The 11,945-nt window shown below is 72.1% G+C and carries 12 protein-coding genes; 4 read left to right on the top strand and 8 right to left on the bottom strand.

Annotated elements, in window-relative coordinates; genetic code table 11:
- Positions 1-89 precede the first annotated feature (89 nt).
- Positions 90-1,832, top strand: a complete 1,743-nt coding sequence (gene lysS, locus ACZ5ID_RS30095; protein WP_468904087.1) for a lysine--tRNA ligase — start codon at positions 90-92, stop codon at positions 1,830-1,832.
- A gap of 98 nt (positions 1,833-1,930) precedes the next feature.
- Here lysS and ACZ5ID_RS30090 read toward each other — a convergent pair whose 3' ends face one another.
- The 3 genes from ACZ5ID_RS30090 to ACZ5ID_RS30080 form a co-directional block, all read right to left on the bottom strand.
- Positions 1,931-3,253, bottom strand: a complete 1,323-nt coding sequence (locus tag ACZ5ID_RS30090; protein WP_468904085.1) for a DUF2637 domain-containing protein — start codon at positions 3,251-3,253, stop codon at positions 1,931-1,933.
- Positions 3,254-3,424: 171 nt separating this feature from the next.
- Positions 3,425-4,177, bottom strand: a complete 753-nt coding sequence (locus ACZ5ID_RS30085; protein WP_468904083.1) for a DUF3558 family protein — start codon at positions 4,175-4,177, stop codon at positions 3,425-3,427.
- Positions 4,178-4,249: 72 nt separating this feature from the next.
- Entirely contained in the window at positions 4,250-5,167 is a 918-nt protein-coding gene (locus tag ACZ5ID_RS30080) for a DUF3558 domain-containing protein (RefSeq protein ID WP_468904080.1), read from the bottom strand.
- Between the two features lie 244 nt (positions 5,168-5,411).
- Here ACZ5ID_RS30080 and ACZ5ID_RS30075 point away from each other — a divergent pair, with 244 nt between their 5' ends.
- Positions 5,412-6,605, top strand: a complete 1,194-nt coding sequence (locus ACZ5ID_RS30075; RefSeq protein WP_468904078.1) for an RtcB family protein — start codon at positions 5,412-5,414, stop codon at positions 6,603-6,605.
- A gap of 64 nt (positions 6,606-6,669) precedes the next feature.
- Here the strand turns inward: ACZ5ID_RS30075 and ACZ5ID_RS30070 are convergent, their stop codons facing one another.
- Together ACZ5ID_RS30070 and ACZ5ID_RS30065 are read right to left on the bottom strand one after the other, a co-directional pair.
- Entirely contained in the window at positions 6,670-7,434 is a 765-nt protein-coding gene (locus ACZ5ID_RS30070; protein ID WP_468904076.1) for an SDR family NAD(P)-dependent oxidoreductase, read from the bottom strand.
- Between the two features lie 96 nt (positions 7,435-7,530).
- Positions 7,531-7,866 carry a YnfA family protein gene (locus ACZ5ID_RS30065; RefSeq protein ID WP_406557592.1) on the bottom strand — a complete coding sequence of 112 codons (336 nt, stop codon included), beginning with the start codon at positions 7,864-7,866 and terminating at the stop codon, positions 7,531-7,533.
- 187 nt (positions 7,867-8,053) lie between these two features.
- Between ACZ5ID_RS30065 and ACZ5ID_RS30060 the strand changes: the two genes are divergently transcribed.
- Both ACZ5ID_RS30060 and ACZ5ID_RS30055 read left to right on the top strand, forming a co-directional pair.
- Positions 8,054-8,593, top strand: coding sequence for a hypothetical protein (locus ACZ5ID_RS30060; protein ID WP_468904072.1), 540 nt, complete (start codon positions 8,054-8,056; stop codon positions 8,591-8,593).
- A 79-nt stretch (positions 8,594-8,672) separates the two neighbouring features.
- Positions 8,673-9,152, top strand: coding sequence for a MarR family winged helix-turn-helix transcriptional regulator (locus ACZ5ID_RS30055; RefSeq protein WP_468904070.1), 480 nt, complete (start codon positions 8,673-8,675; stop codon positions 9,150-9,152).
- Between the two features lie 45 nt (positions 9,153-9,197).
- Here ACZ5ID_RS30055 and ACZ5ID_RS30050 read toward each other — a convergent pair whose 3' ends face one another.
- The 3 genes from ACZ5ID_RS30050 to ACZ5ID_RS30040 form a co-directional block, all read right to left on the bottom strand.
- Positions 9,198-9,944, bottom strand: coding sequence for a Mut7-C RNAse domain-containing protein (locus ACZ5ID_RS30050; protein ID WP_468904068.1), 747 nt, complete (start codon positions 9,942-9,944; stop codon positions 9,198-9,200).
- A 76-nt stretch (positions 9,945-10,020) separates the two neighbouring features.
- Complete coding sequence (locus ACZ5ID_RS30045) at positions 10,021-10,860, bottom strand: NAD(P)H-binding protein (protein WP_468904065.1); 840 nt, start codon at positions 10,858-10,860, stop codon at positions 10,021-10,023.
- 183 nt (positions 10,861-11,043) lie between these two features.
- A complete protein-coding gene (locus ACZ5ID_RS30040) occupies positions 11,044-11,901 on the bottom strand; it encodes a metallophosphoesterase (protein ID WP_468904063.1) in 858 nt (285 codons plus the stop codon).
- Positions 11,902-11,945 lie beyond the last annotated feature (44 nt).

The following is an 11,945-nucleotide window of genomic DNA, read 5'->3' as shown; positions in this document are numbered from 1 at the left end:
CTCCGGGAATACGCGCAACCCCGGAGGCGGTGGTTCCGTCTGGGACAATGGGCGGGCCAGCCTCTTCAAGGCGTAACTGAAAGAAGGACGTGCCGACCGTGGCTCAGAGCAGCACCGAGACCGACTGGGTCTCCCGTTTCGCGGACGAGGTCATTGCCGACTCGGAGCGTCGTGCGCCTGGCAAACCGGTCGTCGTCGCGTCCGGACTCTCCCCCTCCGGCCCGATCCACCTGGGCAACCTCCGCGAGGTCATGACCCCGCACCTGGTCGCGGACGAGATCCGCCGGCGCGGGTACGAGGTGCGCCACCTGATCTCCTGGGACGACTACGACCGGTACCGCAAGGTGCCGGGCGGCGTCCCCGGTGTCGACGAGTCGTGGGCCGAGCACATCGGCCGCCCGCTCACCTCGGTCCCGGCCCCGGCCGGATCGGCGTACCCGAACTGGGCCGAGCACTTCAAGGCCGCGATGACCGAGGCCCTGGCCGACCTCGGCGTCGAGTACGACGGGATCAGCCAGACCGAGCAGTACACCTCGGGCGCCTACCGCGAGCAGGTCCTGCACGCCATGCGCCACCGCGGTGACATCGACGCCATCCTGGAGCAGTACCGCACCAAGAAGGCGCCCGCCAAGAAGCAGCAGGGCCAGAAGCCGGTCGACGAGGCCGAGCTGGAGGCCGCCGAGGGCTCCGGCGCCGCCGCCGAGGACGACGGCACGGGCTCCGCGGGCTACTTCCCGTACAAGCCCTACTGCGGCGGCTGCAACAAGGACCTCACGGTCGTCAGCGCCTACGACGACGAGACCACCGAGCTGACGTACACCTGCTCCGCGTGCGGCTTCTCCGAGACCGTCCGGCTCAGCGAGTTCAACCGCGGCAAGCTGGTCTGGAAGGTCGACTGGCCGATGCGCTGGGCGTACGAGGGCGTGATCTTCGAGCCGTCCGGCGTCGACCACTCGTCCCCGGGCTCCTCGTTCCAGGTCGGCGGCCAGATCGTGTCGATCTTCGGCGGCGAGCAGCCGATCGGCCCGATGTACGCGTTCGTCGGCATCAGCGGCATGGCCAAGATGTCCTCGTCCAAGGGCGGCGTGCCCACCCCGGGCGACGCGCTGAAGATCATGGAGCCGCAGCTGCTGCGCTGGCTGTACGCCCGCCGCAGGCCCAACCAGTCCTTCAAGATCGCCTTCGACCAGGAGATCCAGCGGCTCTACGACGAGTGGGACAAGCTGGAGGCCAAGGTCGCCGACGGCAGCGCGCTGCCCGCCGACGCCGCGGCCCACGCGCGCGCCGCCCGCACCGCCGCCGGTGAACTGCCGCGCACCCCGCGCCCCATGGCGTACCGCACGCTCGCCTCGGTCGTCGACATCACCGCGGGCCACGACGAGCAGACGCTGCGCATCCTGAGCGACCTGGACCCGGCGAACCCGCTGTCCTCCCTGGACGAGGTGCGCCCCCGGCTCGACCGGGCCGAGGCCTGGATCAACACCCAGGTCCCCGCCGACCAGCGGACCGTGGTGCGCGAGGAGCCCGACACCGAGCTGCTCGCCACCCTCGACGACCAGGCCCGCGAGTCGCTGCGCCTGCTCGTGGCCGGCCTCGACGACCACTGGTCGCTCGACGGGCTGACCCACCTGGTCTACGGCGTGCCGAAGGTCCAGGCCGGGTTCTCGGCGGACGCCACGCCCAAGGAGCTGCCGCCGGAGATCAAGACGGCTCAGCGGACGTTCTTCGCGCTCCTGTACCACCTGCTGGTGGGCCGTGACACGGGCCCGCGGCTGCCCACCCTGCTCCTCGCCGTGGGAGCGGACCGGGTCCGCAAGCTGCTGGCGGCGTAGCCGCACGACAAGGGGGCCCGGGGCTTTCGCCCCGGGCCCCCTTTCGCCCGGGTGGTCCGCCGCAGCCGAGTAGGCGAACAACCGCCCCCCGCGGAGCCCTACGCGATGTGGTCCGCCTCCAGCTCCGCGTGGTAGCGCTGCTTGAACTCCGGCATCAGACGCCGCAGCAGCGCCGCCCCGCGCGGGTGCGTCACGCCCTGCCCGTCCGCGAGGTGTATCTCCAGCGCCTCGACCGTCGGATAGTCGCTGAGCTCGTTCACGTACTCGACGAAGACCTTGTACGCCATGTCCGCGAACGCCACGTCCTCCGGCGTCGCCTCCTCCGCGTACACCGGGGCCTGCTGGTCCGGCGCGCTGCCCAGCGGACGGGTCCGGCCCGGACCCGCCGGGACCATCACCGGGGTGGGCTCCAGACCCTCGACGTACTGGGGGTCGTACGTGCCCTCGTACGCCTCCTGGGACAGCTGCTGCGCCGCGAACCAGGGGCTCTCGACCGGAACGACCTCTTCCGGTGCCGGGGCCGGCTGGGGCTGCGGCGCCTGCGCCTGCTGCTGTGGGGCCTGCTGCTCCTGGGCGTACCCCTGCTGCGGCACGGGCGCGGGCCCGCCCTGAACCGGAACCTGGGCCGGGGCCTGGGCCGGAACCTGGGCCTGCGGGCCCGCCGGGAGCTCGACCGGCTGCGGGGTCGCGCTCACCACCGGCGTCACCGGCGGCGCCGTCGGCAGCAGCGTCGGCTCGATACCGGCGGCGGCGAGACCCGCCGGGCCGGTCTCCGCCAGCGGGACACCGAAGCGGGCGAGACGCAGCGGCATCAGCGACTCCACGGGCGCCTTGCGGCGCCAGGCGCGGCCGTAGCGGGCCTGGAGCCGGGCGCGGTAGACCAGCCGGTCCTGCTCCAGCTTGATGACCTGCTCGTAGGAGCGCAGCTCCCACAGCTTCATCCGGCGCCACAGCCGGAACGTCGGTACGGGGGAGAGCAGCCACCGGGTGAGGCGGACGCCCTCCATGTGCTTGTCGGCGGTGATGTCCGCGATCCGCCCGACCGCGTGGCGGGCCGCCTCGACGGCGACCACGAACAGCACCGGGATCACCGCGTGCATCCCGACCCCGAGCGGGTCGGGCCAGGCGGCGGCGCCGTTGAAGGCGATCGTCGCGGCCGTCAGCAGCCACGCCGTCTGCCGCAGCAGCGGGAACGGGATGCGGATCCAGGTCAGCAGCAGGTCGAGCGCGAGGAGCACACAGATGCCCGCGTCGATGCCGATCGGGAAGACGAGGGAGAAGTTCCCGAAACCTTTCTTCTCCGCGAGGGCGCGCACCGCCGCGTAAGAACCCGCGAACCCGATCCCGGCAATGACCACCGCACCCGCGACCACCACCCCGATGAGTATGCGATGCGTGCGCGTCAGCTCCGTCGCGGCCACCCGCGATCCCCCTCCGTTGTCGACAACCGGCGCGCAAAGCCTGGCACATGGATACGGAGTCCCACCCACAGGGGAGGGCAGGACTCCGTATCGAGTTCGGCTCGTTACCGGCCGCTTCCGCCCTGGCGGTCGCTCCTGGCAGTCTTTACCGGCAGTTGTTACCGGCAGTTCTTACTGGCCGGCGCCGTTGGCGGCGGCGACCGACGCCACCGCCTCCTTGGCCGCGCTCTGCGCGTCCTTCATCAGATCACCGGCGTCCGGCGCGTCCGCGCCCTGGTAGCCCGCGCCGTTGTAGTCGAGCACGACGGCCGCGTTCGCCGTACGCACCACGACCACCGCGTACTTGAAGTCCTCGTCGGTCTTGTGCAGGTCGTAGCTGACCGCCGTCGCCTCGTCGCCGATGCCGTCGACCGGCGCCGCCTTCACGTTCTTGGCACCGTCCGTCGCCTTCGTCGAGGCCAGCAGCCGGGCGTACTCCTTCGCCGCGCGCTGGTCGCCGCTGCCGATCGCCGCGTCCGATCCGTACCGCTTGAACGAGACGTCCAGCCAGCGGTACTGCGAGCCCTTCACGCCCTTGTCGTCCAGACCGTTCCACGAGCAGGTGCCCTGCGAGGTCACATCCGTGGACTTGCCCGCCGTGCCCGACTTCGACTTCGCCTTGGGCACCAGGTTGTCGATCGTCTTCCCCGACAGCGCCTTGCACGGGTCGGGCAGCTTGGCGTACTTGGCCGGGGCCACCGACGGCGACGAGGACTGCTTGCCGGTCGGCGTCGCCGCCGTGGAGGAGGCCGCCGACTCCTTCTTCTTCCCGTCGCCGGAGTCCGACGAGCAGCCGACGGCGACGATCATCACGGGGACGGCGGCGCAGGCGAGCACACGGGCGAGCCGCGTGCGCGGGGCGGTGGCGGGGGCGGGTCGGTGCATGGTTCTACGCGTTCCTTCGCTGGTCGCTGCTGGCTGTTCGCATGTCGGGGCCGCCCGGGCGGCCCGGCGGGCTCACTCGCCGAAGAGCTCGGCGAGCTTGGCGGCCAGGGTCTGGGTCTTCTCCTGGAGTTCCTGGCTGTCGGGGAGGTCGGCGTTCGAGGACGTGGGCTGTTCCGTGTACTCGACGGTCACGATCACATTGGACGTACGGAAGACGACGGTGACGGTACGGCGCTGGGCGGCCGACCCGCTCGCCGTGAGCGCGTCGTCCAGATACGCGGCGTCGCCGAGCCCGGTGAGGATACGCGGCTGGAGCCCGGCCGGGGTGGAGGCGGGCGGGGTGGCGGAGGCCGGCGGGGCGGACGAGGCAGGCGGGGTGGCGGGGGAGGCGGCCTGGTTCTGGACGCGCAGCCCGGCGGAGGGCTTGGCGGAAGCGGAACCGGTCCCCGGCTTGGCCCCCGGCTTGCCGGACCCGGACCCGGTGCCAGTGCTGGTGCCGGGGCTGGACCCGGTGCCGCCGGGGCGGGCGGCGTCCCGGCCGCCGTCCTTCGGGCCGGTGAGCTTGGCGGCCGACTCCTTCTTCCCGTAGACGGCCTTCGCCCGGTCGTCGTCGCTGACGGCCGGGTCGTACGACACGACCCGCTCGAAGTCGACGTACAGCCGGTGCACCCCGTCCGCCGCCTCGTCCTTCCAGCGGCAGCCCACCCGCCGGTCCGTGTCGTACGTCAGCTCCGCGGCCCCCGCGTACGCCTTCGCCCGCTGGTCCTCCGGCAGCTCGGCGGCGCCCGGCAGCATGTCCTTGAGGACGTTCTTGTTCACGGCCCGGCACGGCTCGGGCAGTGTGCGGTAACGGCCCGGCGGCGCGGCGGCGGCCTTGGGCACGCCCGCCTTGGAGTCCGTGGTGGTGCCATCGGTGCCGGAGCCCGAGGAGCAGCCCGCGACCAGCGCCACGAGGAGCGCCACACCGGACACGTACGCCTTTCGCTGCACGGTTCCCAGGCTCCTTTCGGGAGAAAAGCGGTTGCCGCCGCAGTGCGGCGGCTGGACACAATGTCTATCGCACGCGCTGCCGTGAACGCCGGTCCACTGTCCTGTTTGTGGCCCTTGGTGACGGTTTTTGCGCACCAGGCGCATGATGGCGCAAAGGAATGTTTCGGGAAAACCGGTCATATCACTCAACGCGGGTGACTGTGGAGACACGGGAGATACGGGAGACTCGGGGGAACGAGGAATCATGTCGTACGTAGAGGTACCGGGCGCTCAGGTCCCGATCCGGATGTGGGCGGACCCGGCGGCGGTCGACGAGGGCGCCATGCGGCAGCTGCGCAACACCGCCACGCTGCCCTGGATCAAGGGTCTGGCCGTGATGCCGGACGTCCACTACGGCAAGGGCGCCACGGTCGGCTCGGTCATCGCGATGCACGGGGCGGTCTGCCCGGCGGCGGTCGGGGTCGACATCGGCTGCGGGATGTCCGCGGTCAAGACGTCCCTCACCGCGAACGACCTCCCGGGCGACCTCTCCCGTCTGCGCTCCAAGATCGAGGCGGCGATCCCGGTCGGCCGCGCGATGCACGACGACGCGGTGGACCCCTCCCGCTTCCACGGCTTCGCCACGGCGGGGTGGGACGACTTCTGGGGCCGGTTCGGGGGTGTGGCGGACGCGGTGAAGTTCCGCCAGGAGCGGGCGGTCAAGCAGATGGGGACGCTCGGCTCGGGGAACCACTTTTGGGAGTTCTGTCTGGATTCGGATGATTCGGTCTGGATCATGCTGCACTCCGGATCCCGGAACATCGGCAAGGAGCTCGCCGACTTCCATATCGGCGAGGCCCAGAAGCTGCCGCACAACCAGGGCCTGGTCGACCGGGACCTGGCGGTCTTCATCGCGGACACCCCGCAGATGGCGGCCTACCGCAACGATCTCTTCTGGGCGCAGGAGTACGCGAAGTACAACCGCGCGATCATGATGGCCCTCTCGCAGGACGTGGTCCGCCGTGAGTTCAAGAAGGCCGGGGTGACCTTCGGCGAGGTCATCTCCTGCCACCACAACTACGTGTCGGAGGAGCGGTACGACGGCATGGACCTGCTGGTCACCCGTAAGGGCGCGATCCGCGCCGGCTCCGGGGACTACGGGATCATCCCGGGCTCGATGGGCACCGGCTCGTACATCGTGAAGGGCCTCGGGAACCCGGCGTCCTTCAACTCCGCCTCGCACGGCGCCGGCCGCAGGATGAGCCGGAACGCGGCGAAGCGGGCGTTCACCACCCGCGACCTGGAGGAGCAGACACGGGGTGTGGAGTGCCGCAAGGACTCCGGCGTCGTGGACGAGATCCCGGCCGCGTACAAGCTGATCGAGAAGGTCATCGACCAGCAGCGGGACCTGGTGGAGGTCGTGGCCAAGCTGAAGCAGATCGTCTGCGTGAAGGGCTGAGGGGCGCCGGCTCCTCGGCCGTTCCGTCCCTCGGTCCTCGGTCGGCCGGTCCCGGGCCCGTGGGCTACAGCTCCCGGTGGACCTTCGTGTTGGAGGCCTGGGCGCGGGGGCGGACCACCAGGAGGTCGATGTTGACGTGCGGGGGGCGGGTGACGGCCCAGGTGATCGTCTCCGCCACGTCGTCGGCCGTCAGGGGCTCCGCCACGCCCGCGTAGACCTTCGCCGCCTTCTCGTCGTCGCCCCGGAAGCGGGTCGTGGCGAACTCCTCGGTCTTCACCATCCCGGGCGCGATCTCGATCACGCGCACCGGGCGCCCCACGATCTCCAGGCGCAGGGTCTCCGCGATGACCCGGGCGCCGTTCTTCGCGGCGACATAGCCCGCGCCGCCCTCGTACGTGCCGTGGCCGGCGGTGGAGGACAGGACGACCACCGTGCCGTCGCCGGACGCGTCGAGGGCGGGGAGCAGCGCCTGGGTGACGTTGAGCGTGCCGATGACGTTCGTCTCGTACATCTGACGCCAGTCGGCCGGGTCGCCGGTGGCGACGGGGTCGGCGCCGAGGGCGCCGCCCGCGTTGTTGACGAGGACGGCGATGGTGCGGAAGGCGCCGGCGAACGCGTCGACCGCCGCGCGGTCGGTGACGTCGAGGGCGTACGCCGTGGCCTGGTGGCCCGCCGCGTTGATCTCGGCGGCCAGCGCCTCGATGCGGTCCTTGCGGCGTGCGGTGAGCACCACGCGGTAGCCGGCGGCGGCCAGTTGCCGCGCGGTGGCGGCACCGATACCGCTGCTCGCGCCCGTGACGACGGCGATGGGGGTCCCGGTGGCGGTCATGGCGTACTCCTCGCGCGAATGATCGGAATGCGGTCAGGATAGGCGGGACGGGGTGAGGGCCGGGTGGGGGGCCGGGTGTCGGGGCCTGGCGCGGTCTCAGCGTCCGCGCGGGGCGTACATGATGACCGCCATCCCGGCCAGGCAGACCAGCGCGCCGGTGATGTCCCAGCGGTCCGGCCGGTAGCCGTCGGCGACCGCGCCCCAGGCCAGCGAGCCCGCGACGAACACCCCGCCGTACGCGGCGAGGACCCGTCCGAACTCGGCGTCCGGCTGGAGGGTCGCCACGAACCCGTACACGCCGAGCGCGAGGACCCCCGCGCCGATCCAGAGCCAGCCCCGGTGCTCCTTGACGCCCTGCCAGACGAGCCAGGCGCCGCCGATCTCGAAGAGGGCGGCGAGGAGGAAGAGGAGGACGGAGCGGGCGACGAGCATGCGGACAGGGTCGCACGGTCCGGGGTGGCAACCCGTGAATATAAGCGACTAAAGGTATGTTCCGGACATGGCTGTGATGCGTAGGGGGTTCAAGGGGCTCAGGTGGTTCAAGGGGTTCGGGGGGCTGTCGGTTGGTGCCGGTGCCGTGTTGGTGGCGGCGGTATGTGGGCTGTCACTGTCGGCGGGAGTGGCGCATGGCGGTGCGGCGTACGGAGGTGTGGCGCGGGCCGCTCCGGGCTCCTCGGACTCGGCCCGGGCGGACTCCCCGGCCCCGGCCGCGCCCGTCGCGCCTGCCGCACCCGCCGCTCTGGACCCGGGCGCCGTCGCCCCCGCCGCTCCCGGCAACGAGGCCGATATCGCCTACCACGGGCACATCTCCCTCTGGTCCGGGCGGGTGGGCGTATGGGTGGAGCCGTCGAACCACGGGCCGACCGCCGTCCCGGACGCCACCGTGCGGCTGCGGTTCTCCTCGCCGCTCACCGGCGCCGAACCGTTGCCCCCGGGGTGCCTGCGGGGCAGTGCGGAGACGGTGCTGTGCTCCACGGGTCCGATGCGGGCGGCCGGGGCCGGGCCGCCGATCGCGCTGGACCTGGCGATCGCCGGCAGCCCGGCCGAGGTCGTGGTGAACATCAACACCTCCTGGAGCGGTACGACGGGCGACCGCAACCCGGACAACAACACCCACCGGGTGCTGGCACCGGCCACCGGGGACAAGTACGCGTACTGAACACCCGTCCCGGCTGGTGCGCTGTCCCCGTCCCCGGCGCCCACCGGCCGCGCCTGCCCCTGCGCCGTACAATTGCTGCATGCCGCAGAAGAAGGAGGACCGGGCCCGTCTCATGGCCGAGCTCGGTGTCGCGTCCCGCCGCTACATGGCCTCGTACGCCCTGTTCAACCAGGCGCTCGCGGACCATCTGGGGCTGCACCCCACCGACCTCCAGTGCCTCAACCTGCTGGGTCTGGAGCCCGGGCCCGTCACCACGGGGCGGATCGCGGAGCTGACCGGGCTGACCACCGGCTCGGCCACCCGGCTCGTCGACCGGCTGGAGAAGGCCGGATACGTCACGCGGCGCCGCGACACCGAGGACCGGCGCAAGGTGCTGGTGGAGGCGGTCCCCGAGCGGATGGCCGAGTTCGGGGCGGTGTGGGGGAAGCTGAACGGGGCGTGGTTCGCGATGTTCGACGCGTACGAGGACGGCGAGATCGAGCTGCTCGTCGCCCATATGCGACGGACGGTCGAACTGTCCGGCGCGCAGATCGAGCGGCTCAGGGGCGGGCGGCTTTGAACCGCCGCACCCCGCCCGCCCGCTGACGGCACGTCGGTCCGGACGTCAGTGGCCCGGGGCCGCCGCCGCGCCGCCGAACTCCGCCATCGCCTCCTCGACGATCGCCTCCAGGCGGGCGTGGTGGGCGCCGCGCCAGTACACGCGCTCGCACGCCGTGCACTGCGCGAAGGCGTCGTACGCGCTGCGCGTCCCGTGCTCCAGCAGTTCGCGCACGGAGTCCTTGTCCGCTTCGCGCAGCGGCGCGTTGCAGGCGGTGCAGCGGGTCCACGGGGCCAGTACGGGAGCGAACCGCTCCAGTACGTCGCGGAGTTGGTCCTCGGGGCGGTGGCTGTAGACGTACGCGCCCGCCCACAGCTCACGGCGCCGCAGCAGCCCCCGGTCCCGGGAGAGCAGCACCCGCTGTTCGGCCGCGGAGAGCGTGGCGAGCGCGGGGTCGCCGATGTCCTCGCTCTCGTACGCCGCGTCGACGCCGAGGAGCCGCAACCGGCGGGCCAGCGTGCCCAGATGGACGTCGAGGAGGAAGCGGAGCGGGGCGCCGGGCACCTGCTGGGGCCGGTCGACGGCGCACACCTCGACGCTCTCGTCCGCGCGCGGGATGTGTGAGACCGGCACCTCGTGGCCGTCCACGAGCAGCCGTCCGACCTCGGTCAGCGGGACGCCGAGCGACTCGACGACGTGGCCGAGCGTGGAGGAGCCGTCCGTGGTGACGGCCGTGCTCCCCGCGCGGCGCGCCGCCGGGACGAAGAGGTGCAGCTCGGCGGCGAATCGACAGTGGATCTCCGGTCCGTTCACGAGGTCAGGATGCCATCGGGTGGCGGACGGGAGCCACGTATTTGGACGACCGACCAGCCCCCGGCGCCCCCGCGGCCTACGGCCGGAACGACTCGGCGTTCTCCGCCGCCCAGCTCGCGAAGGTACGGGCCGGGCGGGCCGTCAGCTCCTCGACGCCGCGCGTGACGATGTCGGGGCGTCCGTCGTTGGCGGCGAAGTAGGCGAGCAGCGCGTCCGCGACGGCGCTGTCCATGTACGCGGCCATCGACGCCTTCCACGCCTCGGGGCTCACCGCCTCGACGGCGATCTCATGGCCGGTCGCGGCGGCGAGCGCGGCTATCTGTTCGGCGGCGCTGAGGGAGTCCGGGCCGGTCAGGTGGTACGCGGCGCCGCGCAGCCGGGGCTCGGCGAGCACCGCGTGGGCGGCGTCGGCCACGTCCGCCTCGTGGATGGGGCTGGCCTGGGTGCCGGGGTAGGGGTGGGCGACGGTGCCGGCGGTCCTGACCGACCGGGCCCAGCCCATCGCGTTGCCCGCGAAGGCACCCGGCCGCAGCAGCGTGGCGTCGATGCCGGAGGCCTTCAGGGCCTGTTCGACGGCGTGGTGGCGGCGCGCGATCGGGTTGTCCCGCGCGTCCGCGTACAGGACGGAGCTGGAGGAGAGCAGCACGATGTGCTCCACTCCGGCGGTCCTGGCCTCGTCGAGGAAGGCGTCGATGTGGGCGGGGTTGGCGTACAGGAAGACCTGGCGGGCCCCGGTGAGGGCGGCCGGGAAGGTGGCGGGGTCGTCGAGGTCGAGTCGTACGGTCGCGATGTCCGGGGGCAGGTCCAGCTTCTCGGGGGCGGCGGAGGCCGCGCGTACGGGGGTGCCGGCGGCGTGCAGGCGGGAGGCGAGGGTGGAGCCGACGGTGCCGCGGCTGCCGGTGACGAGGACGGTCATGGGGGTTCTCCTTCGAGGGGGCTGGGGGCTGGGGGAGGGAGGCGACGCGCGCAGAGCGCGCGGATCGCCGGGCGCGATCACGCATGCGTATGATCTGCGTAGCGCAAAGTCTGCGTTACGCAGATGAATATCCGTGAAGAAGGCCCACCGGTCAAGCGGATTCCGGTGGGCCTCCCGACCGCCCTACTCGGCGTGGTGGTCGTGCGGGTGCTCCACGACCCGGAAGTGCGTCATGATCCGCCGGTCCTCGTCGAGGAAGTGGAAGGCGACGCCGGGCGGGGAGACGATGTTGACCAGGCCTTCTCCCGCCTCCCACGGCATCCGCAGCGTCGACGTCACCCCCGGTGCGACGAGCAGGGGCAGCCCGGCGAAGGTGGTCGCACCGGAGGTGTGGGCGTGGCCGACGAGCACGGCGGCCACGGCGGCCCCGGCGGTCACGGGTGGCGGGGCGGGGACGGTGGCCGTCTGGGCGTGCTCCTGGGCGTGCTTGTGAGCGTGGCCCGCCAGGAGTTCGGCCAGCCGGTCGGCGTTGCCGAGGTTGATCGAGTCCAGGTACTCGTGGTGGATCACGGTCGGCGGGTGGTGGAAGGCGAGCAGCGCCGGGGTGTCGCCGAGCCCGTCGAGCGTCCGGGCGATCCACTCCAGGGTGGTGTCCTCCAGGAAGCCCCCGTCCTCGCCGGGGATCGTCGAGTCGCACATCAGGATCGCGTAACCGCCCACCCGGTGCAGCCGGTTGACCGGCGCGTACGGGTCCTGGGGCGTGCCACCCGGGCCGCCCGGCAGGTCGAGCAGGCCCTTGCGGTACGCGGCGCGGTCGTCGTGGTTGCCGGGGCAGGTCAGGACCGGGGCTTCGATACGGGCGAGCAGTTCGGCCGCCTCGGCGTACTCGGCCGGGGTGCCGTGGTCCGCGATGTCGCCGGTGACGAGGACGGCGTCCGGGCGGCGGTGCATCGCGTTGATGTACGTGACGACCCGCGCGGCGCGCTCTGCGGCTCGCGCGCCCCCGTCGAGATGCAGATCGCTGATCTGGGCAAGCAGCACGTGATCCCCCTGGACTGACCGGTGTTGGGCTGATGGCTGTCCGT

Source organism: Streptomyces sp. NPDC031670 (genome assembly GCF_055580545.1).
Note: the sequence above shows the minus strand (reverse complement) of the source record. Positions and strands in the feature narration are given on the sequence as shown.

Bases quoted from the DNA above. Each gene is read 5' to 3' on its own strand.
- ACZ5ID_RS30085 (WP_468904083.1), bottom strand. From the start codon at position 4,177: ATGCACCGACCCGCCCCCGCCACCGCCCCGCGCACGCGGCTCGCCCGT.
- ACZ5ID_RS30075 (WP_468904078.1), top strand. From the start codon at position 5,412: ATGTCGTACGTAGAGGTACCGGGCGCTCAGGTCCCGATCCGGATGTGG.
- ACZ5ID_RS30070 (WP_468904076.1), bottom strand. From the start codon at position 7,434: ATGACCGCCACCGGGACCCCCATCGCCGTCGTCACGGGCGCGAGCAGC.
- ACZ5ID_RS30065 (WP_406557592.1), bottom strand. From the start codon at position 7,866: ATGCTCGTCGCCCGCTCCGTCCTCCTCTTCCTCCTCGCCGCCCTCTTC.
- ACZ5ID_RS30055 (WP_468904070.1), top strand. From the start codon at position 8,673: ATGCCGCAGAAGAAGGAGGACCGGGCCCGTCTCATGGCCGAGCTCGGT.
- ACZ5ID_RS30045 (WP_468904065.1), bottom strand. From the start codon at position 10,860: ATGACCGTCCTCGTCACCGGCAGCCGCGGCACCGTCGGCTCCACCCTC.